Consider the following 24,969-nt stretch of genomic DNA (forward strand, 5'->3'; position numbering starts at 1 on the left):
TTATTTATAACTCAACTTCTTTTTGTTAACAAATCATATCAATATTTTAATTAAGCTTTTAATGCTTTTTTAAGAATACGATTATCTAAATTACAATCTTTATAACCTCTCTTTACAACATTTAAATATCGTTCTGTTGGATATGCAAATAAAGTTTTTTTAGTCATGGTATAGGTCATTACTTTTTTACCATAATAAGTAAAATAATATTTTTTATATAGAACTGGATAATCTTCATAAACGTCTAATTTTTTTTCATCACTTTTAGATATTTCAAATAAAGCACCAGGAACAATTGAGTTTTTTTTAGGCTCTATATCAGCAGCTCTATATTTGCTTCTAAAGGTTAGTTTAAAATTAGTTAAATTAATTTTTTTTAAAAAGACACTATCCTTGCATCTTCTTTTCATTTGAAAATGATTAAGATTACTTCCGTAAGCAAAATAAAGCATCAAACTATCTAACAACTACTTCTATTTTTTTTTGATTAACAAACTCTAATATTTCAGAACTACACTTATCAATTTTAAGTTGGTCTTCAGATCTTATCACTATCGATACACCTAATTTTCCTGCATGAAAAAATGGGTAACTTCCAATTTCAACATCTTTATTGTTATCTTGAACATTGGTTAAAGAGTTTGCAATTTCACTTTCAACAGTTTTTAAACTTATTGTATGACTTAATATTGGATCTCCCCCTACTATCTTGTTTTTTAATCCACCTAACATTGATTTTAAAATTGAAGGAACTCCTGGTAAACAAAAAACATTTTCAACACTAAATCCTGGAGCACCACTTGTTGGATTTAATATTAAATTAGCATTACGTGGCATCCATACCATTTTTTGTCGACCTTCATTAAATTCACCTACTTTGTAGTAAGCTTCTAATATTTTAAAAGCTTCTTTGTGAATTTCATACTCAAGATTAAATGCTTTAGAAATAGACTGCGCAGTAATATCATCATGAGTTGGTCCTATACCACCAGTTGTAAATACATAATTATTTACTTTTCTTAAATGATTAACGGTCTCAATAATTGTAATTTCTATATCTGGAATAACCCTAACTTCGTTAACTTTTACACCAATTGAGTTTAACCATTGTGCAATTGTGCTGGTATTAGTGTCTTGCGTTCTTCCAGATAGGATCTCATTACCAATAATAAGTATTGCTGCATTAAATTTTGTATTTTGGGTCATTATTAAATATACAATTTAAATATGGAATTTACCAAAGCTTTAATAAAAGGCAAACTGATCAAACGTTATAAGAGGTTTTTTACAGACGTTAAAATTGGCAAGGAAATTGTTACAGCGCATTGCCCTAATACTGGATCTATGAAGGGCTTATTAGATGAAGGAAATGAAGTTTATGTATCTAAAAATGATGACCCAAAAAGAAAATTAAAATATACCCTTGAAATAGTTAAGGTTAAAAAAAATTTAGTTGGTGTTAATACTCATTTTGCAAATAAAATTGCCTTCCATGGTTTAACAAATAATTTAGTTAAAGAAGTTGCAAACAATGACAGTATCAAGGCTGAGGTATTTTTTGATAAAGAAACACGGTTTGATTTTTTACTTGAAAAAAATAAACAAAAAATATTTGTAGAAGTTAAAAATGTTACTTTATTCAGAGAAGAAAAAACTGCAGAATTTCCAGACGCCGTTACCACTAGAGGGTCAAAACATTTAAAAACACTTATAGAGGCGGTTAAAAAGGGCTATAAATCCTATCTATTATTTTTAGTCCAAATAGAGGGTGTGGATAATTTTAAAATAGCAAAAGACATTGATAAAGAATATTATGAAAATTATTTACTTGCAAAAAAAGCTGGGGTTAACTTTTTGGCTTATCAATGTAAAATAAATTCAAAAGAAATTAAAATAGATAAAAAAATTAAAATTATTAATGCCTGATTATTTAGAAAAATTTGAAAAGATGAGAGTTGCTGGAAATCTTGCAGCAAGAACTCTTGATATGCTTACAGATAATATTAAGCCAGGTGTAACCACAGAGTTTGTAGATAAATTAGGATATGAATTTATTAGGGACAACGGTGGTTACTCAGCTCCACTTTTTTATAGAGGGTTTAAAAAATCATTATGCACTTCTTTAAATCATGTTGTTTGTCACGGTATACCTTCTGATAGAGTTTTAGTTGAAGGTGATGCTTTAAATGTTGATGTAACAGCTATAGTTGATGAACATTATGGTGATACAAGTCGAATGTTTTGTGTTGGAAAAACTCCTGTTAAAGTTAATAACTTAATTGATGCTACATACGAGTCGATGATGAGAGCAATCAACTTATTAAAACCAGGATTAAAATTGGGTGACATTGGATATGAAATACAATCTTTTGTTGAAAAAAAAGGCTACTCAGTCGTTAGAGATTTTTGTGGTCATGGAATAAGCACAACATTCCACGAACCACCTAATATTTTACATTATGGAAGAAGAAATACAGGGATGGAACTTAGACCTGGAATGACTTTTACAATTGAGCCTATGATAAATATCGGTGAATGGGATGTAAAGATGCTAAAAGATGGCTGGACAGCAGTTACAAAAGACAAATCTTTATCAGCACAATTTGAACATACGCTAGGTATTACTGAAAATGGTTATGAAATCTTTACAGAATCTGTTAAAGGTTATTCTAAGCCTCCTTACTTATAATTAATGATTGAACGATATTCTAGAAAACCACTAACTGACATATGGTCAGAGCAAAACAAATACCAAATTTGGCTCGATGTAGAGGTTGCAGCAGCAGAAGCCATGGAAAAATTAGGTCAAATTCCAAAAGGTGTTTCATCAATTGTTAGAAGAAAAGCTAAAATAAACGTTAAAAGAATTCATCAAATTGAGAGTAAAGTTAAGCACGATGTTATAGCATTTTTAACATCTGTTACTGAAAAAGCAGGGATTAAAGCAAGATACCTTCACCAAGGTATGACCTCTTCTGATATTTTAGATACCAGTTTAAATATTCAATTAGTTCAATCTGGTAAAATTTTACTCAGTGATATCGATCAAATTCTAAAAGTTTTAAAGAAACAAGCCAAAAAATACAAATACACTCCTTGCATGGGTAGAAGTCACGGAATTCACGCTGAACCTATAACTTTTGGTTTAAAATTAGCTTCATTTTATGAGGAGTTTAAGAGAAATAGAAAAAGATTAGTTGATGCAATTGATGAAATTTCAACATGCGCAATCTCTGGTGCTGTTGGCACATTTGCAAATATTAATCCTAATGTTGAAAAACATGTAGCAAAAAAACTTGGATTAAAAGTTGAGCCTATATCAACACAGGTAATACCAAGAGATAGGCATGCTTTTTATTTTTCAATTCTTGGAATTATTGCAGGATCAGTTGAAAGAGTTGCAATTGAGATTAGACATTTACAGAGAACTGAAGTTTATGAAGTGCAAGAGTTTTTTTCAAAGGATCAAAAAGGTTCTTCTGCAATGCCTCATAAAAAAAATCCAATCTTAAGTGAAAATTTAACAGGACTTGCTAGAATGGTTCGAAGTGCTGTTATCCCTGCTCTTGAAAATATTGCACTATGGCATGAAAGAGATATTTCTCACTCAAGTGTTGAAAGAAATATTGGTCCAGACGCAAATATTACCTTAGATTTTGCTTTAGCAAGACTAAGTAATATTTTAGATAAAATGATTGTCTATCCAAAAAAAATGATTGAAAATTTAAATATAACTAAAGGTTTAATTTTTTCACAAGAAGTAATGTTAGAGCTAACAAAATCAGGTTTAAGTAGAGAACAATCTTACAAAATGGTTCAAAATTATGCAAAAAAATGTTTTGCAGAAAATCTAAATTTATTTGATGTTATATCAGATGATAAATTCATAATGGCTAAAATTTCATCAAAAAGATTAAGGGCTATATTCAATTATTCATCGCATTTTAAAAACGTAGATTTAATTTTTAGAAGAGTATTCAAATAATGAAAAAAGGTAAAAAATTATACGAAGGTAAAGCTAAAATAATTTATGCAACATCTGATAAAAATTTAGTTATTCAATATTTTAAAGATGATGCAACTGCTTTTAATAATTTGAAAAAATCAACAATTGAAGGCAAAGGTGTTTTAAACAATAGAATTTCAGAACATATTTTATCAAACCTAACTCAAATTGGGATTAAAAATCATTTAGTAAAAAGACTAAATATGAGAGAACAAATTATCAAATTAGTTGAGATTATACCTATTGAATTTATTGTTCGTAATGTTGCAACAGGCTCTATTACTAAAAGATTAGGTATCGAAGATGGAACAGTTCTAAAACAGCCACTATTAGAGTATTGCCTTAAAGATGATAAATTGGGTGATCCACTTATTGCTGAAGAGCATATTTTAGCTTTTGATTGGGCTACAAAATCTGAGTTAGAAAAAGTTAAAAAAATGATCCTTAGAATTAATGATTTTATGATTGGAATGTTTAGAGGAGTTGGAATTAAACTAATTGATTTCAAACTTGAATTTGGAAGACTTAAAGAAAATGGGAAAAATGAGGTTATCCTAGCTGATGAGATTAGTCCTGACACTTGCAGATTATGGGACAGTATTACTGATAAAAAACTAGATAAAGATAGATTTCGTAAAGATTTAGGTGATTTGATACCCGCATATACTGAAGTTGCAAAAAGACTTGGTATATTTCATGAGCAATCAAATTTAAGCGCTGTTAATGTTACAAAGTTAAGATCAGTTAAAAAAAGAAAATAATATGAAAATATCTGTAATTATAACTCTTAAAAAAGATGTTTTAGATCCTCAAGGTAAAGTTATCCATCAAACCCTGGATGGTATGGGTTTTGAAGGAATTAATGAAGTAAGACAAGGAAAATATTTTGAAATTGACACTAAAGAAGACGATAAGAAAAAGGCTGAAAAAAAAGTTGAAGAAATGTGTAAGAAACTTTTAGCAAACTTAGTAATAGAAGACTTTAAAATTATTGGATCACAATAATAAAAAATGCATTCATCCGTAATAACCTTTCCTGGATCTAATTGTGATAGAGACATGGATGTTGCTTTAAAAAAATTTGGCTTTAAAAATAAAATGGTTTGGCATGATGATGTTGAGCTACCCAAAAGTGATTTAGTAGTTTTACCGGGTGGTTTTTCATATGGGGACTACCTTAGATGTGGAAGTATGGCATCAAAATCAAAAATTATGAAATCGGTATTAAACTTTGCTCAAGGGGGTGGTAAAGTTATGGGGATCTGTAATGGTTTTCAAATTTTAGTAGAATCTGGTTTGCTACCAGGTGTGCTGCTTAGAAATAAATACCTAGAATTTATTTGCAAAAATGTTTTTGTTAAAGCTAACAATAAAGATAACTCTTATTTTAAAAATGATAAAAAAAACGTCTACGAGTTTCATATAGCTCATAATGAAGGAAATTACTTTTGCTCTAATGATCAAATTAAAGAAATTAATGACAATAATCAAATAGCTTTATTTTATTCAGATGAAAACGGAAATGTTAATGAGCAATCTAATCCAAATGGTTCATTACAAAATATAGCTGGTGTGTTTAATAAACAAAAAAATGTTTTAGGAATGATGCCTCATCCAGAAAGAATGATAGACCCTGCTCTTTCAGGTGAAGATGGTTCAATTTTTTTTCAAAACTTAATTAATAATTTGAAATAATGATAGTTAACGAACAGCTTGCAATTGATCATGGTTTAAAAAAAGATGAATATAAAAAAATCTGTGATTTGTTAAAAAGAGTTCCCAATATTACTGAGCTTGGTATCTTCTCAGCAATGTGGAATGAGCATTGTTCTTATAAATCTTCAAGATTTCATCTTAAAAACTTACCTACTAAAGGAAAAAACGTAATTCAAGGTCCTGGTGAAAATGCTGGTGTTATTGATATTGGTGATAATGATGCAATAGTATTTAAAATTGAAAGTCATAATCACCCTTCATTTATTGAACCTTATCAAGGTGCCGCAACGGGTGTTGGTGGAATTATGAGAGATGTCTTTACAATGGGAGCAAGGCCAATAGCTAATTTAAACTCAATTCATTTTGGCTCACCTCAACATAAAAAAACTAAGAATTTATTACGTGGAGTTGTTCACGGTATAGGTGGATATGGTAATTGCATGGGGGTTCCAACAATTGCTGGTCAAACTAGTTTTGACGAGTCTTATAATGGTAATATTTTAGTAAATGCTATGACCTTAGGTCATGTAAAAAAAGATAAAATTTTTTATTCAAAAGCTGCAGGTTTAGGAAAACCTGTGATCTATGTTGGTTCAAAAACAGGTCGTGATGGAATTCATGGTGCAAGTATGGCATCAGCTTCATTTGATGATAAAATTGAAGAAAAAAAACCAACTGTTCAAGTTGGAGATCCATTTACAGAAAAACTTTTATTAGAAGCTTGTTTAGAATTAATGGCAGGAGATTCGATTATTGCTATTCAGGATATGGGTGCTGCTGGATTAACTTCTTCAAGTATTGAAATGGCTTCAAAAGGAAATTTAGGAATTGAAATCAATTTGAATAAAGTTCCTTGTAGAGAAGCAAATATGTCCCCTTATGAAATTATGCTATCTGAAAGCCAAGAACGAATGCTTATTGTTTTAGAAAATGGCAAAGAAGAAATGGCTAAAAAAATATTTGATAAATGGAATTTAGATTTCGCTGTAATTGGTCAAACAACAAAAAGTAAAAAAATTGAACTTCATTTTAATGAAGAAAAGGTAGCAGATATTCCTGTTAACACATTGGTTGAGAACTCACCTATGTATGATCGAAAATGGAAAAAAGCTAAATTACCTAAAAAAATTAAAGTTGAGAAAGAACAATTTAAAACCTTAAAAATAAAAAATGTTTTAAACAAAATATTATCTAATCCAAATGTGTGTAGCAAAGAGTGGATTTGGCAACAATACGATCATACTGTTATGGGAGATACCATTCAAAAACCTGGTGGAGATGCTGGTGTTGTTAGGGTTCATGGTACCAATAAAGCTGTTGCTGCATCTGTAGATTCATCTGCTGTATATTGTTGGGCTCACCCTTTAAGTGGGGGAAAGCAAATTGTTTGTGAAAGTTGGAGGAACTTAATTTCAGTTGGTGCTAAACCAATTGCTATTACTAATTGCTTAAATTTTGGTAGTCCTGAAAATGAAGAAAATATGGGTGAGTTTGTTGAATGTGTTCAAGGTTTAGGTGAAGCGAGCGCTTACTTAAAGTTTCCAGTAGTTTCTGGGAACGTTTCATTTTACAACCAAACTAAAGATATTGGGATTAAACCTACACCAGCAATTGGGGGGGTTGGTTTAATTAAAGATTACCAAAACATGGTTACAATGGATTTAAAAGAAGCTGATAATATACTTTTAGTTATTGGTAAAACTGAAGGTCACTTGGATCAAAGTTTATTTGCAAGAGATATTCTAAATGAAAAAAATGGACCTCCTCCTGAAATTAATCTTTTTAATGAAAAAAATAATGGTGAAACAATTTTAAAGCTTATTGATAAAAAATTTATAAAATCTGCTCACGATGTTTCTTTAGGTGGAATAATTACTGCTCTTTCCAAAATGTGTATTAAAGGTAAAAAAGGTGCAACTCTTAAAAAATCTAATTACTTAATTAATAAATTTGAATACTTATTTGGTGAAGATCAGGGAAGATACATTATTGAAATTAGTAAAGATGATCTAGAAAATGCTACTAAAATACTTCAAGAAAACTCCGTACATTTTGATGAACTTGGGTTAGTAAATGAAGATAATTTAATAATTGACGATAAGACAAAAGTATCAATTGACGATTTGATTAAATCACATACAAATTGGCTAACGAACTACATGGAAAATTAAAATGGCAATGGATATAAAAGAAGTTGAAACACTCATTAAAGAAGCTTTACCAGATGCTATAATAGAAATTCAAGATCTTGCTGGAGATAGTAATCACTACTCAGCGACAATAACCTCTAAAGAGTTTTCAGGAAAAAGTAAAATTGAACAACACAAAATGGTATACAATTCTTTAAAAGGAAAAATGGGTAACGAACTTCATGCATTAGCAATTAAAACAAAGGAACAATAATGGACGATAGCACAAAAAATTTAATTCAAAATTACATAGATACTAACGATGTATGTTTATTTATGAAAGGAACGCCAGATGCTCCTCAATGTGGATTTTCTATGGCTGTATCAAACATGTTAAAAATTTTAGAAGTGAATTACAAAGGAATAAATGTTCTTGAATCTCAGTCTTTAAGAGAAGGTATAAAAGAATTTAGTGACTGGCCTACTATTCCACAAATTTATGTCAAAGGTGAATTTGTTGGTGGCTGTGATATTGTTAAGGAAATGTACGAAAATGGTGAGCTTCAAAAAACATTTGAATTAAAAGGAATTAATTTTAAGAAAAAAGACTAAGTGAAATCGTTTATATACAAAATAATAATTTCTGTAATAGCAGTAATACTTATTTATGAGTTCACTATAGGAAAACAAATAAGTAAATACTCAAATCAAATAAGCGCTTTCACTTCTAAAGAGGGACGTAAAGAAGGTGTTAATAAAATTAGAGAAGAAATAAATAAAGGCATTAAGAAAGAAAGATACCTTTCAAAAGAAGATGCCAAATTAATTAATACTTTTTTAAATAAGATCAAAAAAGAATTAGAAGAAGCTAATCAAAACTAATCACAGAACCATAAAGTCCCTGTACTAATTTTTTTTTTAAGAAAAGTATATTTATACCCTTCATTAAAAATTAACTCACAATCTTTAGGATCAGATCGTTTAACATTTCTAACATTTTTATATGCATAAAAAGGTCTATTTGTTTCAGCATCAGTTTCTGAATAGATTTTAAAGCAGTTAAAATTTGTATTACTTAAAAATTCTTTAGTATAAGCATCACCAAAGATACAAATATTTTCATCTAAGTCTCTTGTATTAAAATCTTTAATTATTTCTTTTTGTAATTTTTTATTACTTATACCCCAATAATCAATTTCAAAATTTTTTTCTATATTTGTAAATTTGGCAAAAGAATTTAACCAAGTATATTGATATGGTTTTAAAGCTATATTTTCTAAAATAAAAAAAATTAATGTCAAAAAAGAAAGAGAGTAAAATAATTTTTTATTAAAAATATATATATTAAACAATGAGGTTATAAAAATTAATGGCACTAAAAACATGACATGTCTAATCTCATCATAAATTGCAACACTTTTGAGTATAAAGATTAAAATTATTATTAAAGGTGTGATTAAAAAAATTAGATAATAAATTCGTGTCAAAATATTTTTATTATTAAAAATTTTATTTTCACAAATAGGAAATAAAAAAATACCCAAAATTATAATTAAAGGTAACTTAAAAAATAACCAGATGAAGTAATAGCTTGAAGGTAAATTTAAAGCTTTCATGCATTCACCAAGTGTAAGGGTGCAGGTATTATGGTAATATTTACTCATCCATTCTAATGAATTTATAATCTCAAAGGGATTGTGCCATGTAATAGGATTAAGAATATAAACAAAAATCAAAAATGAAAATATAGAAATAAAAATATTTGATACATTTTTTAAAATTATATTATTTAAATTAAATTTTTTAAAATTAAATAGCGTAATTAATCCAATAAAATATTGGATAAAAATTATTAATCCTGAAATTCTTATACTAATTAAAAATGCAGTTAAAAAAGAAAGAAAGAAAAGTGATTTTAATTTAATTTTTTTATCTAAGTAAAAATCTTCAATAATATTTAAAAAAAAATAAGAACATATTATCCAAAATGATAAAAAAGGAATATCCTTAAGATTAAACTGTGCGTGACCAAAAAGATAGGGATACAATAAATATATAATTGTAGATATTTTTGAAAACAATAAATCTTGGGATATTTTAAAGTTAATTAAAAAATAAAAATAACCTGAAATTGTAAATACAAAAAAAATAGCTGAATGTTTTGCTACAAGTAAAGCTCCATATTGAGAAATATCATTAAAATTATAAACAATTCCATTAAATAACTTTTGAAATGGTATGGAAATATAATGAAAACCAATTCCATGATATTTATCAATATAATTAATCAAATTTTGGTATTTACCAGTGCTTAAAAAACTAATTATACCTTCGACATTTTTTTCCCAATTTAACTGCTCGTGGTATTCATCATGAGATATACCAGTAGTTAAGCTCAAGTAGATACCGATAAATAGATATAAAATAAAAAAAATTCTAAATAAATGATTTTTTGTATCTATCATTTTTTAAATACACAAAGAAGAGATTTGCCAAATTTATTAAAGGTAAGTTTATCAATTATTTTTGATAGTGGTATTAGTATATTCCAAAAATAGATTTTATTTTTTAAATTAGTTTTTTTTAACCTAAATATCTTATTTAATATTAAAAATAATAAACCAATAGAATCGTAATAAATTAATTTTTCAATTTTTAAATCAGTTTTCTTTTCAATATCTTGAAAATCTTTTTTATTATATCTTTTAAAATGACCAACTGCTTTATCAAATTCATTATAAAATAATTGATGGGCTGGAACATTAAAAATTAAGTTTCCACTTTTTTTTAATTTTTTAGAGGCTACTTTTACTTCTTTTAAATCATCTTTAATATGTTCAAGAACATCAAAATAAATTATTGTTTGATATTTAAACTTTATCTTATCTATGGTCTGATTTTTAATTTTAATTTTTTTTTTTTTAAATTTCTTTTTTAATATTTGGAAAAGTTTATTATCAGGTTCTAATAACGTTATATCTTTTGTAAATTTTTCATATAAATTTGTTAAACCACCTTTTCCTGCACCGACCTCTAAAAATGGATCTTTAATATAACTTTTAAGATAATAAATTTGATAATTTCTAAATTTTTTTGCAGCATCAAAGGTATCAAGCTCAAAACCATCATAGTTGATTTTGCTCATCAAGAATTTTTATCTTGAATAATATTCAATAACCAAATTAGGTTCCATTATTACTGGATAAGGAACTTCGTCAAACTTAGGTGTTCTAACAAAAGTAACTTTTTTATTTTTTTCATCTAAATTAATGTATTCAGGAGTTTCTCTTTCTTTACTAGCTAGAGCAATATCAATTATAGCCAACTGTTTAGATTTATCTCTAATTTCAATTATATCTTCTTCTTTAACAACGTAACTTCCAATGTTAACTTTTTTACCGTTAACTCTTACGTGACCATGGTTAATAAGTTGTCTCGCTGAAAATACTGTTGTTGAAAATCTTGCTCTATAAACAACAGAATCTAATCTTCTTTCAAGCAAACCAATTAAATTTTCACCCGTATCCCCTTTTAACATGGTAGCTTTTTTATAAATATTTCTGAATTGTCTTTCGTTAATGTTACCGTAGTAACCTTTTAATTTTTGCTTAGCTTGTAGCTGAATTCCGTAATCAGAAGGTTTTCCTTTTCTACCTTGTCCGTGTTGTCCTGGACCATAATCCCTTTTATTAAAAGGACTTTTAGGTCTACCCCATAGGTTAATTTTTAACCTTCTATCTATTTTATGTTTAGCGCTTATTCTTTTTGTCATTTGATAGGTGGGGTTATAAACTTACTCATTATTTTGTCAATCAACCTTTTTTGGACAAACTTGCAAATACACTGGATAAAATACGCGTTTCCTTCTCAGAAAGCTCCATTTTAGAAAAAATGCTTCTTAAGTTTTCAAGCATAATAGGTCTCTTCTCCAAGGGTTTAAAAAAGTGTTTTTCCTCTAGTTTTTTGATGCATAAGTTAGTCATAGCTTGAATGTCACTTTTGCTAGCTAAGGTTACTTTTTTTGATTTAGAATATTTTACACCCTTTAAATTAATAATGCTTGCTACTGTATGAGCAATAATAATAACACTATGTGACAGATTTAAAGATTTAAAATCAGGGTTAGTTGGGATTTGCATAGTGTAATTAGCATAACTAATCTCATTATTAGATAAGCCAGACGCTTCAGAACCAAATAAAAAAGCTATCTTTTTATTAAAATCAATTTTTTTTAAATCGTCTAAATTAATATGTTTAATATTTTTATTTCTAAACCTTGCAGATGTTGCAATAACATAATCTACCTTTTTTACAGCAGATTCTAAAGTTTCATGAACTTTAGCATTAATAATTAGGTCTTTAGCACCAACTGAGGTTGCTAAAATTTTATCATTTGGAAAAATTGGTTTTGGTTTAACAATAACTAGCTTTTTAAAATTAAAGTTTTTAAGAGCTCTCGCACAAGCTCCAATATTTTCAGATAATTGAGGTTGATGTAAAATAAATGAGATATTATTAAAAGACATTAAAGACTTGCTGGAGCTTTATCTTTAAATAATTTATAATCTAAACTATCAACCAATGCTTTAAATGAAGCATCAATTATATTTGCTGAGACACCAATAGTGAACCAGTTCTTACCTTTTGAGTCTGTGCTTTCTATTGAAACTCTAGTGATTGCTTCCGTACCTGTATTTAAAATTCTAACTTTGTAATCAACTAATTTCAAATCTTTTAAATATTTAGAGTATTTGTTTAATCGATCTACATTTTGTCTAATAGCATTATCTAGTGCATTAACAGGACCATTTCCCTCACCCGTACACATAATTTTTTCACCATCAACTTCAAGCTGAGCTTTTGCAGAAGAAACAATTGCTCCTGACGAATCTTTTTTAACAGAGACATCGTATTCTTTAATCAATATATACCTTGGTATTTTGCTGATAATTCTTCTAGCTAATAATTCAAACGATGCGTCAGCACCATCATAACTATAGCCTATAAATTCTCTATCTTTTACTTCGTCTAAAAGTTTTTTAATTTTAGGGTCGCTCTCTTCTATTTCTATACCAATAGTTTTTAATCTTGAGATTATATTGGATTTTCCAGATTGATCTGAAACTACTATGTTTCGAGAATTTCCAACTTCTACTGGATCAATATGTTCATAAGTTTTTGGATCTTTTTGAACCGCGGATACATGAAGGCCACCTTTATGAGAAAAAGCAGCAGCACCAACGTATGGAAGATGTTTGTTAGGTTTTCTATTTAAAATCTCATCTAACAATCTAGAGCATTCTGTTAATTTCTTAATATTGTCTGGTTTAATTTTTAATTGAAAATTAGTTGCAAAATCTTCTTTTAAAAAAAAAGTAGGGATTAGTGACATTAAATTAGCATTACCACACCTTTCACCTAAACCATTAATGGTTCCTTGCACCTGTCTAACTCCAGCCCAAACTGCAGCTAAAGAATTCGCAACTGCATTACCCGTATCATTGTGTGCATGTATCCCTAAATTTTTTCCAGGTATAGTTTTAGAAACTTCTGTAACTATTTTTGTAATTTCATGAGGTAAGGTTCCACCATTAGTGTCACATAAAACAATCCACCTTGCTCCCTCATCAAATGCTGCTTTAAGACATGATAAAGCATAATTTGGATTGGCTTTGTATCCATCAAAGAAATGTTCTGCATCAAACATGAATTCTTTATTCATTTTAACAAAGTGTTTTGCTGTCTCTTTAATGTTTTCTAAGTTTTCTTCATTAGAAATCCCAAGTGCTATATCAACATGAAAATCCCAAGATTTTCCTACAATACAAACTGCCAGTGTGTTTGAGTTTAAAAGTGCTGATAGTCCAGGATCATTATCGGCACTTCGACCAGTTCTTTTGGTCATACCAAAAGAAGTTAGTTTAGCATTATTAAATGAATGTTTTTTTTGAAAAAATTCAGTATCCGTAGGGTTGGCTCCTGGCCACCCACCCTCAATATAATCAACACCTAAATTATCTAAAGCTGAGGCAATTTTTAATTTATCATCTACAGAAAAGTCTACACCTTGTGTTTGTGCACCATCTCTTAGTGTTGTATCAAATATAAAAAGTTGTTGTTTGCTCATTTTAGTTTCCAAATTGTTTTACCATCTTTGTCTTCTATTAAAACCCCTTTATCTAAAAGCTTATCTCTAATGATATCAGCTTCTTTATAATTTTTATCTTCTCTTGCTTTGTTTCTAAGTGAAATCATTTCTAAAATATCATCTTCACTAATGGATGATTTTTTCTTTTTAAATTCAATCCACTCTTCTTTTGTTTTATTTAAAATACCAATAAAATTACAAGCTAATACAAATAAACTTTTCTCTTCATTTCCTCCTATTAAGGCCTTATCATAAAGTTGATGTAACTTTGCAATGTAGCCAGGTGTATTCAAATCATCGTATAATGGAGACAAAATATCTTCATCTAAAACTATTTTGTCTTTTGGGGGTAAATAAACTTCATACCATTTATCAATAGTATTTTTGCAATCTTCTAAGAGCTTTTCGTTCCAGTCTAATGGTTGTTTGTAGTGAGCACTCATAAGAGCAAGTTTTAAAACTTGTCCGTCAACATTATCTTTAAAATCTTTAATCTTAAGTATGTTGCCAGTTGATTTAGCCATTTTTTCATTTGACATAGTAATAAATGCGTTATGGATCCAATAATTTGCAAAAACTTTACTATCATTCGCACATCTTGATTGTGCAATTTCATTTTCGTGATGTGGAAAAATTAAATCAATTCCACCTCCGTGAATATCGAATACGTTACCTAGATATTTTTTAGACATTGCAGAACATTCTAAATGCCAACCAGGTCTTCCTTTACCCCAAGGAGAATCCCAAGAAGGTTCATCATCCTTAGAGGGTTTCCATAATACAAAGTCTTCTGATTTTTTTTTATTCTCTGAAACTTCAACTCTAGATCCTGCAATTAAATCTTCTAATTTTTTATTCGATAGCTTTCCATAATCATCAAATTTGCTAACTTCAAAATAAACATGGTTCTTTGCCTCATAGGCAAAATTTTTTTCTATTAAAGTTGATATCATTTTAATCATGAGATCAATATGATCTGTAGCTTTTGGCTGTTGGGTTGGATTATCTAAATTTAAGTAATTACAATCATCATTAAAATCTTTAATAACATTGTTTGTTAATTCAGATATTGAAAGATTTTTTTCTTTTGCTGATTTAATTATTTTATCATCAACATCTGTAATATTTCTTATATAATTTATTTTATCATGACCATATTTTGATTTTAAAACTTTGAACAAAATATCAAAAATAACAAGAGGTCTAGCATTACCTATGTGTGGGTTGTCATAAACAGTTGGACCACAAACATACATTCCAATGTTTTCTCTATTTATTGGAACAAATTTTTCTTTTTTATTATTTAGATTGTTTGTTAAAAAAATATCCATGTTCATTATCTTAGAATTATACTTTAATTATAGATTTGTGAATCTATAAGATTAGTTGGGAATCTTGCAAACTGGGATTGGTTCCATTTTATGCAAGTTCATCTTTCTTATTTTTTCGTATTTTTCACGATTTATTGAATTAACATTGTTCATAGCTTCTTCTAATTCCTCGTATTTAAGACCTAACTGACCTTCATCAGTTCTACCATCATCCCATAATCCATCTGTTGGAGCAGCATCAATTATCTCTTGAAGAATATTAATAGATTTACCTATTTCCCATACTTCAGATTTATTACAATCCGCAATAGGAGATATATCAACTCCACCATCTCCATATTTTGTATAAAACCCTACTCCAAAATCCTCAACTTTATTTCCAGTACCAACTACAATACCTTTGTTTGCAGCTGCTACTTGATAAAGAGTGGTCATTCTAATTCTTGCTCTAGAATTTGCCATTCCAAGTTCACTATCAAAATTTGATAACGTACTCTCAAAGGTTTCAAATAATTTATCTAAATTTATTGTGTGCGCTTCAACATTATCAAAGTTTTTAACAAGCCATTCTTGATGTTTTAAGCTTAAGTCATGTTGTGATGATTTTTGTTTAATGGGCATTGATAAAACAATTGTTTTAATACCTGTCATTGCGCTCAATGTACTTGATACAGAAGAATCTATTCCCCCAGAAATTCCAATGATTAAAGATTGAGCCTTACTTGGCATCTTGTTCACATAATCTTTAATCCAATTACTTATAAATTGTGCTTTTTCTAATGGTTTCATTTCCTAAAATTTAAACGAAATTGTATTCAATACAATGCTTTAAGATGCCGCTTTAATATTTTTTTTAGAATAAGCAGCATTTTTTTTAATCTCATCAGAAATTAAAAAAGCTAACTCTAACGCTTGGTTAGCATTAAGTCTTGGATCGCAATGAGTGTGGTAACGGCTAGATAAATCTTGGTCAGATATTTTCTGAGCACCCCCTGTGCATTCAGTAACGTCTTGACCGGTCATTTCAATGTGTAATCCACCTGCATAACTTCCTTCACTTTGGTGACATTCAAAAACATTTTTTACTTCTTTGACAACACTATTAAATGGTCTTGTTTTAAATCCAGTTGTAGCTTTAATTGTATTTCCATGACAAGGATCACATGACCATATTACATTTAAACCTTCTTTTTTAATTGCTCTAATTAATTTTGGTAAAAATTTAGAAACATTTTCATGACCAAATCTAGAAATTAAAGTTATTTTACCTTTTTCATTTGTTGGATTAATTTTATTACAAAGGTTTATCAAGTCTTCAGCTTTTAATGTTGGTCCACATTTAATTCCAATTGGATTTTCAATTCCTCTACAAAACTCAACATGTCCACCATCTAGTTGTCTTGTTCTATCTCCTATCCAAACAAAGTGAGCTGAGGTATCGTGATATTCACCTGTAGTAGAATCTACTCTTGTCATTGCTTGTTCAAAAGGAAGTAATAAAGCCTCATGTGAAGTCCAAAAGTTTACTGTTTTTAATCTTCTATTAAAGTCAGAATTAATTCCACAAGCATCCATAAATGCTAAGGCATCTGCAATTCTATCTTCTAAATCTTTAAATTTTTTTGCAGCTGGAGAGTTTTTAATAAACCCTAAGTTCCAAGTATGTACTTTTTTAAGATCAGCAAAACCTCCATGAGAGAAGGCTCTTATAAGGTTAAGCGTTGATGCAGATTGAGAATAAGCTTTAAAAAGTCTTTTTGGATCAGGAACTCTTGATTTTTCATTAAATTCCATTCCATTAATATTATCTCCAAGGTAACTAGGCAGTTCAACACCATCAATATTTTCAACAGGAGAACTTCTTGGTTTTGAAAACTGTCCAGCAATTCTTCCAAGTTTAATTACTGGTAATGATGCCGAATAAGTAAGCACTAAAGACATTTGCAGTATCAGTTTAAATGTATCTCTAATGTTATCAGGATGAAATTCTGCAAAACTTTCTGCACAATCTCCACCTTGTAATAAAAAAGCTTTTCCATCGACAACATCAGCTAATTGTTCTTTTAAATGCCTTGTCTCACCAGCAAAAACTAATGGTGGGAAATCTTTAATTTTACTTAAAACACCATCCAATTCTTTTTGATCAGGATATTCAGGAATGTGTTTTACAGGATAATTTCTCCAGCTATTTATTTTCCAATTTTTCATGTTCAACCTAGGGGTGTTGTAGCAGAGTTTAATTATTATTCAACTGTGACTGATTTTGCTAAATTTCTAGGTTTATCAATGTCATACCCTTTTTTAAGAGCTGAATAATAAGCTAATTTTTGCAATGGAACAGTTAATAAAAAAGGTAATAAGTCATCATTGGCACTTTCAACTAATACCGTTTCCCAAATATTTTCTGAAAAAACTTCGTCTTTGCTCTTGTTAGTAATCAATAAAACTTTAGCCCCTCTTGCTATTACTTCCTGCATATTGGAAATTGTTTTTTTATAATAATTATCTCTTGGAGCTAAGACAACAACTGGCATTCCATCTTCAATTAAGGCTAATGGACCATGTTTCATCTCACCTGCAGGGTACCCTTCAGCATGAACGTAAGCTAATTCTTTTAATTTTAACGCCCCTTCTAATGCAATTGGGTAAGAAAAACCTCTCCCTAAAAACATCGAACCTTTTGCATCGGTAAATGAACTTGAAACTGTCTGGATTTTACTCTCTGTAAGTAAAGTTTGCTCAACTAACTTGGGTAATAATTTTAAATCTTTAATTTTGTTTAAATATAAATCTTTATCCAAGTCTTTTCTTAAAATTCCTAATTTTAATACCAAAATATATAAAACCAACATTTGACCCATAAAAGCTTTTGTGGATGCAACACCAATTTCTTGCCCACAATGAATGGGTAAAACAAAGTTAGAATCCCTTGCAATAGAGCTTTCTATAACATTAACTACACTGCAAGTTTTCATGTTATTTTTATTGCATAAATCTAGAGCAGCATAAGTGTCCGCTGTTTCGCCAGACTGAGAAACAAAAATATATAAATTGTCATCCTTAAATCTATTTTTTCGGTATCTAAACTCGGATGCAATATCAATTGTTACATCAAGTGTAGTATTTTCTTCAAACCAATATTTTGCCATTAAACAAGAGTGATAAGCTGTACCACAACCAATTAAAGTAACTGAAGAAATTTCCTTAATATTCCATGGAAAATTATAGATGTTGATGTCATTGTTAATTTTATCAACATACTCATTTATACAGTTCTTTAATGTTGTGGGCTGTTCTTCAATCTCTTTAGCCATAAAGTGTTTAAAATCACCTTTGTCATAATCCTGTTCTTTTGAAGATAATTCTAAAACTTTTTTATTAACCTTTAAACCTTCTTCATCAAAAAACTCAACTTGGTCTTTTTTTATAATGCAAAACTCTCCATCATTTAAATATGAAATTTTATTAGTCATAGATTTTAAAGCGTAAGAATCTGAACCTAAATAATTTTCATTAGGACCATAACCAACTGCAAGTGGAGACCCTCTTCTAGCACCTACTATAAGATCTGGTTGATCTTTAAAAATTATACCTAAAGCAAAACTTCCATGTAATTGTTTAAGAGTTTTAATAATTGCTTCTTTTAAATTTAGTTCTTTTAAATATTCTGTTATTAAATGAACAATTACCTCAGTATCTGTTTGAGATTTAAATACATGACCCTTGTTTATTAAATGCTTTTTTAAAAGTGTAGAATTTTCAATAATCCCATTATGTACAACCGACACACTCTCTGAAGAATGAGGATGTGCATTAATAGTGTTTGGAATACCGTGCGTTGCCCATCTAACATGTCCAATTCCAATAGGGCCCGACATATTCTTAACTGCAAGATTTTTTTCTAAAATATCAACTCTACCTTCTGATTTTGCTTCACTTACAATTCCATTTGATAATGTGGCAATTCCTGCGGAGTCGTATCCTCTATATTCTAATTTTCTAAGAGAATTAATAATTGTAGATGAAACCGGTTTATTACTAGCTATACCTATTATTCCACACATTTTATTTTGTTCTTCTTTTGTAGTTTTTAACTTCTGTTTGAGCACTTCTAGTTAAAGCTAATGAATTTTTTTTAACTTTCTTTGTAATAACTGATCCTGCCCCAACAATACTATTTTTTTCAAGAGTAATTGGTGCAACTAATGATGAGTTAGAACCTATAAATACATTGTCTTTAATTTTTGTTTTACTTTTTTTAACACCATCATAATTGCAAGTAATTGTACCAGCTCCAACATTAACACCTTTACCCAATTCACTATCTCCAACGTACGATAAATGATTTATTTTTGATTTTTTTCCAACTGTACTTTTCTTAACTTCTACAAAATTTCCAATTTTTGATCCTTCTTCAAGAATAGTTCCTGGTCTTAATCGTGCATAAGGTCCAACTTCAACTTTATTTTTTATTTTACAATCTTCTAAATGTGAAAATGAATTGATAGTTACATTATTTCCAATTTTAACTTTTGGCCCAATGACAACATATGGATTAATAGTAACGTTTTTTCCAACCTTTGTATCTTTTGAAAAAAAAATAGTTTCAGGACCAATCATTTTTACTCCAGACTTTATAAAAAATTTACGAAGTTTTTCTTGTTCAGTATTAGAATTTATTTGTTTCATCTGGAAATATTTTTATATTAAGTGTATAGATAGCTTAATTCACAATTTATTTCTTAAAAATACTTTATTAATGACTCAAAAATACTCAATATTATTTGACCTGGATGGAACATTAGTCGATACCGCTCCTGATTTAATGAATGCTCATAATCATGTAATGAGAAAATATGGTTACCCTACCAAATCTACTGCTGACATTAGAAATTTAGTAGGTCAAGGCGCTGGTGCGATGATTGGTAGATCTATATGGGGACAAGCAAAAAAAGAGTTTGGTAAAATTGATGATCAAAAAATTAAAACTGAAATGGTTAAAGATTTTGTTAATTTTTATGGAAAAAATATCATTAAAGAAAGCACACTTATCAACGGGGTAAAAGAATTTCTAAAATGGTGTAAAGAAAAAGAAATTTCAATGGCAGTTTGTACTAATAAACAAGAACACTTAGCAATTGATCTTTTAAAAAAAATTGGAATTTATGATTACTTTGAGTACGTTGCTGGTTCAGATACTTTTGATTATTGCAAACCCGATCCTAGACATATAACAAGTATTATTGAAATCATCGGGGGTGATGTAAAAAAATCTTTAATGTTTGGGGATAGTGAAACTGATGCAAATGCAGCAAAGGCTGCCTCTGTTCCTATTATTTTATTAGAAAATGGTTATACAGAAAAAAATTCTAATGAAATTTACCATAATCATTTAATAAAAGACTTTATTGGTGTTGAAAAAATAGTTTCAACTTACTTAAAAGATTGATTTAATTTTTTTTCTTACTATTAATAGGTTTGTACAATTAAGGAGGCCTAATGATTTCACATAAAGTTAAAGTTTACCCATCCAAAATTGATTTACCTAAAAAAAATCAATTAGCATGGAAAATTGCTGAAATAGCCTCTGATAATGCAAAGTTAGATAAAGCCGCCATTGAGATGGTTATTAATAGAATAATTGATAATGCTTCAGTTGCCATTGCTTCTTTAAATAGAAAAGCGGTTATCTCTTCAAGAGAAATGGCCCTAAAGCATCCTAGAAAAAATGGTGCGAATTTGTTTGGTATTGATTCAAAATTAAAATTTGATTGTGAATGGGCTGCTTGGTCCAATGGAACAGCTGTTAGAGAGCTTGATTTTCATGATACTTTTTTAGCAGAAGATTACAGTCACCCTGGAGATAACATTCCACCCATCTTAAGTGTTGCACAACAAACTAAAAAAAGTGGACTAGATTTGTTAAGAGGAATTATCACTGGTTATGAAGTTCAAGTTAATTTAGTTAAAGGAATTTGTTTGCATAAACATAAAATAGATCACATAGCACACTTAGGACCAAGTGTTGCTGCAGGTTTGGGTACAATGTTAAAACTAAACACTGAAACAATTTATCAAGCAGTTCAACAAGCTCTGCATACAACAGTTTCAACAAGACAATCTAGAAAAGGTGAAATCTCTAGTTGGAAAGCTTACGCTCCTGCTCATGCTGGTAAACTTGCAATTGAAGCAGTTGATAGAGCAATGCGTGGTGAAGGTGCGCCAAGTCCTATTTATGAAGGAGAAGACAGTGTTATAGCTAGAATATTAGATGGCAAGAAAGCTTTATATAATGTGCCTCTACCTAAGAAAAAAGAATCTAAGAAAGCAATACTTGAGACCTATACGAAAGAATATTCAGCTGAATACCAGTCTCAAGCACTAATAGATATTGCTAAAAAACTTAATAAGAAAATTCCTAATTTAAATCAAATAAAAAAAATTGATATTCACACAAGTCATCACACTCATTACGTAATTGGAACTGGTGCAAATGATCCACAAAAAATGGATCCAAATGCAAGTAGAGAAACACTTGATCACTCTATTATGTACATTTTTGCAGTAGCACTTGAGGATGCTGATTGGCACCATGTTAAATCATATACCAAACAAAGAGCTAATAGAAAAAGCACTATAAAAATTTGGAAATCAATTACGACGTTTGAAGATAAAAAATGGACTAAAAAATATCACGATCCTAATCCAAAAAATAAATCATTTGGTGCAAGAGTTGTAGTTACTTTAAATAATGGTAAAAAAATTATAGAACAATTAGATAGAGCAGATGCTCATCCATATGGAGCACGTCCGTTTAAAAGACAAAATTATATAAATAAGTTTTTAACGTTAACAGACGGTATCTTAGATAAAAAAGAGAGTGCACGTTTCTTAAAAGTTGTTCAAAATCTTAAAAACCTGAAAGCTGGAGAGTTAAATAAATTAAACATCCAGGTTAAAAGAAGTCAGATAAAGAAAAATACGAAACAAGGAATTTTTTAATGCATTTTGTAGAAAAAGAGCCCAGTCAAAAAAGAGCTGACTTTGTTAGTAAACTAAAATCAAATAAAATTTTAAGAGTTCCTGGTGCTTATAATCCATTAACTGCAAAACTAATTGAAGAAATTGGGTATGACGCAGTTTACGTATCGGGTGGGGTTATGGCTAATGACTTAGGATTTCCAGATATAGGTTTAACTACCCTGCAAGATGTTAGTACTAGATCTTATTTAATATCTAGAGTTACAAGTTTGCCTACCATCGTTGATATCGACACTGGTTTTAAGTCTTGTGAAGAAACTATTAAAACTTTTGAAGAATTTGGGGTGTCAGCGGTTCACTTAGAAGATCAAGTAGAACGAAAAAGATGTGGGCACTTAGATAACAAAGAATTAATTTCAACTGAAGCAATGGTTAAGAAAATTAAAGAATGCGTTGCTGCAAAACAAGATGAAAATTTTAAAATTATAGCAAGATCTGACGCTAAAGGAGTTGAGGGAATAGATAAGATGATTGATAGATGTAAGGCATATATTGATGCTGGAGCAGAAATTATTTTCCCAGAAGCTTTACAGGATGAAAAAGATTTTGAAAAAGTTAGAAAAGAACTATCCTGTTACTTGTTAGCGAATATGACAGAATTTGGAAAATCTAAGTTATTCAATTACAAAGAATTAGAAAATTTTGGGTATAATATTGTGATTTATCCAGTAACCACACAAAGATTAGCTATGAAAAATGTAGAAGATGGTCTTAGAGACATTTTTGTGAATGGACATCAGAACAACATTATTGATAAAATGCAAACTAGAAAAAGACTTTACGAATTAGTAGAATATGAAAAGTATAATTCGTTAGATGAAAAAATTTATAACTTTAGTACGGAAGGACATGAATAATGAGTAATGATATTAAAAAAGGTTTACTAGGGATAGTTGTTGATGAAACAGAAATTTCAAAAGTTATGCCAGAAATCAACTCTCTAACTTATAGAGGTTATGCAGCTCAAGATTTATGTGCAAGATGTGATTTTGAAGAAGTTGCTTACTTAATTTTAAATAAAGAATTACCCAATAAAAAACAATTAAAAGAATTTAAGAAAGAATTATCTAAAGAAATAACTTTATCTAAAAATTTATTAAGTATTTTAAAAAAAATACCTAAAAAATCTCATCCAATGGATGTTGCAAGAACAGCTGTTAGCATCATGGGTCTTGAAGACAAAGAAACTAAAGATAGCTCACCAAAAGCAAATTTAAGAAAGGCGATTAGAATTCTTGCAAAAACACCTACTGCCTTAGCTGCCTTTTACAGACTTCGAAAAGGAAAAAAAATTATAGCTCCAAAGAAAAATCTTACTTTTTCTGAAAACTTTTTCCATATGTGTTTTGGAAAAGTTCCTGAAAAAGAAATTGTTAAGGCTTTCGATGTATCATTGATTTTATACGCTGAGCATAGTTTTAACGTATCCACATTTACAGCAAGAACTATTACCAGTAGCTTATCTGATATTCATGGAGCAATCACAGGTGCGATCGCTAGTTTAAAAGGTCCTCTTCATGGTGGTGCTAATGAAGAAGTAATGCACATGATGAAAAAAATTAAAAAGCCTGAAAACGCTTTAAAATGGATTAACAATGCTCTTAAAAACAAAGATGTGGTGATGGGATTTGGTCATAGAGTTTATAAAAGTGGAGACTCAAGAGTTCCAACCATGAGAGAATATTTTAAAAGAGTAGCTATTATTAAAAAAGATAAAACATTTGAAAAAATTTATGACATTGTTGAAAAGGTAATGATTAAAGAAAAAAATATTTATCCAAATGTTGATTACCCGACAGGACCTACTTACCATTTAATGGGTTTTGATACTGATTTCTTTACTCCAATATTTGTGATTTCAAGAATTACAGGTTGGTCAGCTCATATTATGGAACAACATGCTGCTAATAAATTAATTAGACCGCTTGCAAGTTATAAAGGCAGTAAGCACAGAAAGGTAATACAGCTTAACCAAAGATAATTAATTTTTTTCAGCTAAAATATTCTCTTTATCGATTTCTTTTAATTGGTAATTAAATTTAATTAGCTTTTCTTTAATTGATTTGAGTTTGGGCCCCTCTTCAAAGGTTCCATCAAAATGTTTAAATTCAAAAATAATTTTTTTTATTTCAATTTTTTCAAAATTAATTGAGTTTAATATGTCAAACTCTGCACCTTCCACATCAATTTGAAGAAGGTCAATGGAGCTAACTGAGTATTTTTCCATCAAGTTTGAAAAGGATAAATATTGAATATCAATCTGTTCAATGTCAGAATCGCTTACCTTAAACCTTTTATATTTATGATTTAATATGTGCTGTTTATTAAAAGATCCAATACCACTGGCCCAGTGTTTACCTAATCTTTTAACCGCATCAGGTTTTACATAATAAAACTTCTTTATTTCATTATTCTCAGATACAGCTGAAGTCTCAATATTAATATTTTTGTATTTAGCGGTATTTTCTTTTAATAGAGCAATATTGTAAGGCACAGGTTCAACTAAAAGAATATTTTGATTTTGATATTCATCTAATAATGATTTTAACCAAACACCAGAATGTGCTCCAATAACAACTAAACCAAAGTTACTCACTT

General features: G+C 29.2%; 27 protein-coding genes. 14 read left to right on the top strand and 13 right to left on the bottom strand.

Features of this window, described 5'->3' with window-relative positions:
• Nucleotides 1-50: 50 nt before the first annotated feature.
• Nucleotides 51-452 carry a gamma-glutamylcyclotransferase family protein gene (locus AC5SLY_RS03660; protein WP_011282161.1) on the bottom strand — a complete coding sequence of 134 codons (402 nt, stop codon included), beginning with the start codon at nucleotides 450-452 and terminating at the stop codon, nucleotides 51-53.
• Between the two features lie 4 nt (nucleotides 453-456).
• Entirely contained in the window at nucleotides 457-1,206 is a 750-nt protein-coding gene (locus AC5SLY_RS03665; protein WP_494598558.1) for a competence/damage-inducible protein A, read from the bottom strand.
• Nucleotides 1,207-1,227: 21 nt separating this feature from the next.
• Here AC5SLY_RS03665 and sfsA point away from each other — a divergent pair, with 21 nt between their 5' ends.
• The 10 genes from sfsA to AC5SLY_RS03715 are packed head-to-tail and all read left to right on the top strand — an operon-like array spanning nucleotide 1,228 to nucleotide 8,733.
• Nucleotides 1,228-1,926, top strand: coding sequence for a DNA/RNA nuclease SfsA (gene sfsA, locus AC5SLY_RS03670; protein WP_494598559.1), 699 nt, complete (start codon nucleotides 1,228-1,230; stop codon nucleotides 1,924-1,926).
• Nucleotides 1,919-2,689, top strand: a complete 771-nt coding sequence (gene map / locus AC5SLY_RS03675; RefSeq protein WP_020169493.1) for a type I methionyl aminopeptidase — start codon at nucleotides 1,919-1,921, stop codon at nucleotides 2,687-2,689. Before sfsA ends, map begins: the two co-directional genes overlap by 8 nt.
• Nucleotides 2,690-2,692: 3 nt before the next feature.
• A complete protein-coding gene (gene purB / locus AC5SLY_RS03680) occupies nucleotides 2,693-3,985 on the top strand; it encodes an adenylosuccinate lyase (protein WP_494598560.1) in 1,293 nt (430 codons plus the stop codon).
• Nucleotides 3,985-4,767: a phosphoribosylaminoimidazolesuccinocarboxamide synthase gene (gene purC / locus AC5SLY_RS03685; RefSeq protein ID WP_494598561.1), complete on the top strand. Its 783-nt coding sequence runs from the start codon at nucleotides 3,985-3,987 to the stop codon at nucleotides 4,765-4,767. Before purB ends, purC begins: the two co-directional genes overlap by 1 nt.
• 1 nt (nucleotide 4,768) lies before the next feature.
• On the top strand, nucleotides 4,769-5,011 hold the full coding sequence (purS, locus tag AC5SLY_RS03690; protein ID WP_006996789.1) for a phosphoribosylformylglycinamidine synthase subunit PurS: 243 nt from the start codon (nucleotides 4,769-4,771) through the stop codon (nucleotides 5,009-5,011).
• A 6-nt stretch (nucleotides 5,012-5,017) separates the two neighbouring features.
• Nucleotides 5,018-5,701, top strand: a complete 684-nt coding sequence (gene purQ, locus AC5SLY_RS03695) for a phosphoribosylformylglycinamidine synthase I (protein WP_494598562.1) — start codon at nucleotides 5,018-5,020, stop codon at nucleotides 5,699-5,701.
• Nucleotides 5,701-7,893 (top strand): phosphoribosylformylglycinamidine synthase subunit PurL, encoded by a 2,193-nt coding sequence (purL, locus tag AC5SLY_RS03700; RefSeq protein ID WP_494598563.1) that lies wholly within the window; start codon nucleotides 5,701-5,703, stop codon nucleotides 7,891-7,893. Before purQ ends, purL begins: the two co-directional genes overlap by 1 nt.
• A gap of 1 nt (nucleotide 7,894) precedes the next feature.
• The gene (locus AC5SLY_RS03705) at nucleotides 7,895-8,125 is read left to right on the top strand and encodes a BolA/IbaG family iron-sulfur metabolism protein (protein ID WP_006996786.1); all 231 of its coding nucleotides are present in this window, start codon (nucleotides 7,895-7,897) and stop codon (nucleotides 8,123-8,125) included.
• Nucleotides 8,125-8,463, top strand: coding sequence for a Grx4 family monothiol glutaredoxin (gene grxD / locus AC5SLY_RS03710; protein ID WP_494598564.1), 339 nt, complete (start codon nucleotides 8,125-8,127; stop codon nucleotides 8,461-8,463). Before AC5SLY_RS03705 ends, grxD begins: the two co-directional genes overlap by 1 nt.
• Complete coding sequence (locus tag AC5SLY_RS03715) at nucleotides 8,464-8,733, top strand: hypothetical protein (protein WP_494598565.1); 270 nt, start codon at nucleotides 8,464-8,466, stop codon at nucleotides 8,731-8,733.
• Here AC5SLY_RS03715 and AC5SLY_RS03720 read toward each other — a convergent pair.
• From AC5SLY_RS03720 to AC5SLY_RS03765, 10 genes are read right to left on the bottom strand one after another with little or no spacing between them, the layout of a single operon-like run.
• Entirely contained in the window at nucleotides 8,730-10,316 is a 1,587-nt protein-coding gene (locus tag AC5SLY_RS03720) for a hypothetical protein (RefSeq protein ID WP_494598566.1), read from the bottom strand. The two genes, AC5SLY_RS03715 and AC5SLY_RS03720, sit on opposite strands and share 4 nt — an antisense overlap.
• Nucleotides 10,313-10,996: a methyltransferase domain-containing protein gene (locus AC5SLY_RS03725; RefSeq protein WP_494598567.1), complete on the bottom strand. Its 684-nt coding sequence runs from the start codon at nucleotides 10,994-10,996 to the stop codon at nucleotides 10,313-10,315. The genes AC5SLY_RS03720 and AC5SLY_RS03725 overlap by 4 nt, the downstream gene beginning before the upstream one ends.
• A 9-nt stretch (nucleotides 10,997-11,005) precedes the next feature.
• Nucleotides 11,006-11,623: a 30S ribosomal protein S4 gene (gene rpsD, locus AC5SLY_RS03730; protein ID WP_006996782.1), complete on the bottom strand. Its 618-nt coding sequence runs from the start codon at nucleotides 11,621-11,623 to the stop codon at nucleotides 11,006-11,008.
• A 40-nt stretch (nucleotides 11,624-11,663) separates the two neighbouring features.
• Nucleotides 11,664-12,377 (bottom strand): RNA methyltransferase, encoded by a 714-nt coding sequence (locus tag AC5SLY_RS03735; RefSeq protein ID WP_494598568.1) that lies wholly within the window; start codon nucleotides 12,375-12,377, stop codon nucleotides 11,664-11,666.
• Nucleotides 12,377-13,978: a citramalate synthase gene (gene cimA, locus AC5SLY_RS03740; RefSeq protein ID WP_494598569.1), complete on the bottom strand. Its 1,602-nt coding sequence runs from the start codon at nucleotides 13,976-13,978 to the stop codon at nucleotides 12,377-12,379. The genes AC5SLY_RS03735 and cimA overlap by 1 nt, the downstream gene beginning before the upstream one ends.
• Complete coding sequence (gene cysS, locus AC5SLY_RS03745; RefSeq protein ID WP_494598570.1) at nucleotides 13,975-15,336, bottom strand: cysteine--tRNA ligase; 1,362 nt, start codon at nucleotides 15,334-15,336, stop codon at nucleotides 13,975-13,977. Before cysS ends, cimA begins: the two co-directional genes overlap by 4 nt.
• 45 nt (nucleotides 15,337-15,381) lie before the next feature.
• Nucleotides 15,382-16,119 carry an NAD(+) synthase gene (gene nadE / locus AC5SLY_RS03750; protein ID WP_006996778.1) on the bottom strand — a complete coding sequence of 246 codons (738 nt, stop codon included), beginning with the start codon at nucleotides 16,117-16,119 and terminating at the stop codon, nucleotides 15,382-15,384.
• A gap of 39 nt (nucleotides 16,120-16,158) precedes the next feature.
• On the bottom strand, nucleotides 16,159-17,538 hold the full coding sequence (locus AC5SLY_RS03755) for a class II 3-deoxy-7-phosphoheptulonate synthase (RefSeq protein ID WP_006996777.1): 1,380 nt from the start codon (nucleotides 17,536-17,538) through the stop codon (nucleotides 16,159-16,161).
• A 35-nt stretch (nucleotides 17,539-17,573) separates the two neighbouring features.
• Nucleotides 17,574-19,394, bottom strand: coding sequence for a glutamine--fructose-6-phosphate transaminase (isomerizing) (glmS, locus tag AC5SLY_RS03760; RefSeq protein WP_494599123.1), 1,821 nt, complete (start codon nucleotides 19,392-19,394; stop codon nucleotides 17,574-17,576).
• Nucleotide 19,395: 1 nt separating this feature from the next.
• A complete protein-coding gene (locus AC5SLY_RS03765; protein ID WP_011282169.1) occupies nucleotides 19,396-20,019 on the bottom strand; it encodes a DapH/DapD/GlmU-related protein in 624 nt (207 codons plus the stop codon).
• 70 nt (nucleotides 20,020-20,089) lie between these two features.
• Between AC5SLY_RS03765 and AC5SLY_RS03770 the strand changes: the two genes are divergently transcribed.
• From AC5SLY_RS03770 to AC5SLY_RS03785, 4 genes are read left to right on the top strand one after another with little or no spacing between them, the layout of a single operon-like run.
• Nucleotides 20,090-20,779, top strand: coding sequence for an HAD-IA family hydrolase (locus tag AC5SLY_RS03770; RefSeq protein WP_494598571.1), 690 nt, complete (start codon nucleotides 20,090-20,092; stop codon nucleotides 20,777-20,779).
• Between the two features lie 50 nt (nucleotides 20,780-20,829).
• Nucleotides 20,830-22,332 (top strand): MmgE/PrpD family protein, encoded by a 1,503-nt coding sequence (locus AC5SLY_RS03775; RefSeq protein ID WP_494598572.1) that lies wholly within the window; start codon nucleotides 20,830-20,832, stop codon nucleotides 22,330-22,332.
• Entirely contained in the window at nucleotides 22,332-23,228 is an 897-nt protein-coding gene (gene prpB, locus AC5SLY_RS03780; RefSeq protein ID WP_006996772.1) for a methylisocitrate lyase, read from the top strand. The genes AC5SLY_RS03775 and prpB overlap by 1 nt, the downstream gene beginning before the upstream one ends.
• Nucleotides 23,228-24,352 carry a bifunctional 2-methylcitrate synthase/citrate synthase gene (locus AC5SLY_RS03785; RefSeq protein WP_494598573.1) on the top strand — a complete coding sequence of 375 codons (1,125 nt, stop codon included), beginning with the start codon at nucleotides 23,228-23,230 and terminating at the stop codon, nucleotides 24,350-24,352. Before prpB ends, AC5SLY_RS03785 begins: the two co-directional genes overlap by 1 nt.
• Here AC5SLY_RS03785 and AC5SLY_RS03790 read toward each other — a convergent pair whose 3' ends face one another.
• A complete protein-coding gene (locus tag AC5SLY_RS03790; RefSeq protein ID WP_494598574.1) occupies nucleotides 24,353-24,967 on the bottom strand; it encodes an FkbM family methyltransferase in 615 nt (204 codons plus the stop codon).
• Nucleotides 24,968-24,969: the final 2 nt, after the last annotated feature.

The organism is Candidatus Pelagibacter sp. PS_23 (assembly GCF_059417905.1).

Excerpts from the sequence above, each read along its gene's own strand:
- AC5SLY_RS03660 (WP_011282161.1), bottom strand. The coding sequence starts at position 452 with ATGCTTTATTTTGCTTACGGAAGTAATCTTAATCATTTTCAAATGAAA.
- AC5SLY_RS03665 (WP_494598558.1), bottom strand. The coding sequence starts at position 1,206 with ATGACCCAAAATACAAAATTTAATGCAGCAATACTTATTATTGGTAAT.
- sfsA (WP_494598559.1), top strand. The coding sequence starts at position 1,228 with ATGGAATTTACCAAAGCTTTAATAAAAGGCAAACTGATCAAACGTTAT.
- map (WP_020169493.1), top strand. The coding sequence starts at position 1,919 with ATGCCTGATTATTTAGAAAAATTTGAAAAGATGAGAGTTGCTGGAAAT.
- purB (WP_494598560.1), top strand. The coding sequence starts at position 2,693 with ATGATTGAACGATATTCTAGAAAACCACTAACTGACATATGGTCAGAG.
- purC (WP_494598561.1), top strand. The coding sequence starts at position 3,985 with ATGAAAAAAGGTAAAAAATTATACGAAGGTAAAGCTAAAATAATTTAT.
- purS (WP_006996789.1), top strand. The coding sequence starts at position 4,769 with ATGAAAATATCTGTAATTATAACTCTTAAAAAAGATGTTTTAGATCCT.
- purQ (WP_494598562.1), top strand. The coding sequence starts at position 5,018 with ATGCATTCATCCGTAATAACCTTTCCTGGATCTAATTGTGATAGAGAC.
- purL (WP_494598563.1), top strand. The coding sequence starts at position 5,701 with ATGATAGTTAACGAACAGCTTGCAATTGATCATGGTTTAAAAAAAGAT.
- AC5SLY_RS03705 (WP_006996786.1), top strand. The coding sequence starts at position 7,895 with ATGGCAATGGATATAAAAGAAGTTGAAACACTCATTAAAGAAGCTTTA.
- grxD (WP_494598564.1), top strand. The coding sequence starts at position 8,125 with ATGGACGATAGCACAAAAAATTTAATTCAAAATTACATAGATACTAAC.
- AC5SLY_RS03720 (WP_494598566.1), bottom strand. The coding sequence starts at position 10,316 with ATGATAGATACAAAAAATCATTTATTTAGAATTTTTTTTATTTTATAT.
- AC5SLY_RS03725 (WP_494598567.1), bottom strand. The coding sequence starts at position 10,996 with ATGAGCAAAATCAACTATGATGGTTTTGAGCTTGATACCTTTGATGCT.
- rpsD (WP_006996782.1), bottom strand. The coding sequence starts at position 11,623 with ATGACAAAAAGAATAAGCGCTAAACATAAAATAGATAGAAGGTTAAAA.
- AC5SLY_RS03735 (WP_494598568.1), bottom strand. The coding sequence starts at position 12,377 with ATGTCTTTTAATAATATCTCATTTATTTTACATCAACCTCAATTATCT.
- cimA (WP_494598569.1), bottom strand. The coding sequence starts at position 13,978 with ATGAGCAAACAACAACTTTTTATATTTGATACAACACTAAGAGATGGT.
- cysS (WP_494598570.1), bottom strand. The coding sequence starts at position 15,336 with ATGAACATGGATATTTTTTTAACAAACAATCTAAATAATAAAAAAGAA.
- nadE (WP_006996778.1), bottom strand. The coding sequence starts at position 16,119 with ATGAAACCATTAGAAAAAGCACAATTTATAAGTAATTGGATTAAAGAT.
- AC5SLY_RS03755 (WP_006996777.1), bottom strand. The coding sequence starts at position 17,538 with ATGAAAAATTGGAAAATAAATAGCTGGAGAAATTATCCTGTAAAACAC.
- glmS (WP_494599123.1), bottom strand. The coding sequence starts at position 19,394 with ATGTGTGGAATAATAGGTATAGCTAGTAATAAACCGGTTTCATCTACA.
- AC5SLY_RS03765 (WP_011282169.1), bottom strand. The coding sequence starts at position 20,019 with ATGAAACAAATAAATTCTAATACTGAACAAGAAAAACTTCGTAAATTT.
- AC5SLY_RS03770 (WP_494598571.1), top strand. The coding sequence starts at position 20,090 with ATGACTCAAAAATACTCAATATTATTTGACCTGGATGGAACATTAGTC.
- AC5SLY_RS03775 (WP_494598572.1), top strand. The coding sequence starts at position 20,830 with ATGATTTCACATAAAGTTAAAGTTTACCCATCCAAAATTGATTTACCT.
- prpB (WP_006996772.1), top strand. The coding sequence starts at position 22,332 with ATGCATTTTGTAGAAAAAGAGCCCAGTCAAAAAAGAGCTGACTTTGTT.
- AC5SLY_RS03785 (WP_494598573.1), top strand. The coding sequence starts at position 23,228 with ATGAGTAATGATATTAAAAAAGGTTTACTAGGGATAGTTGTTGATGAA.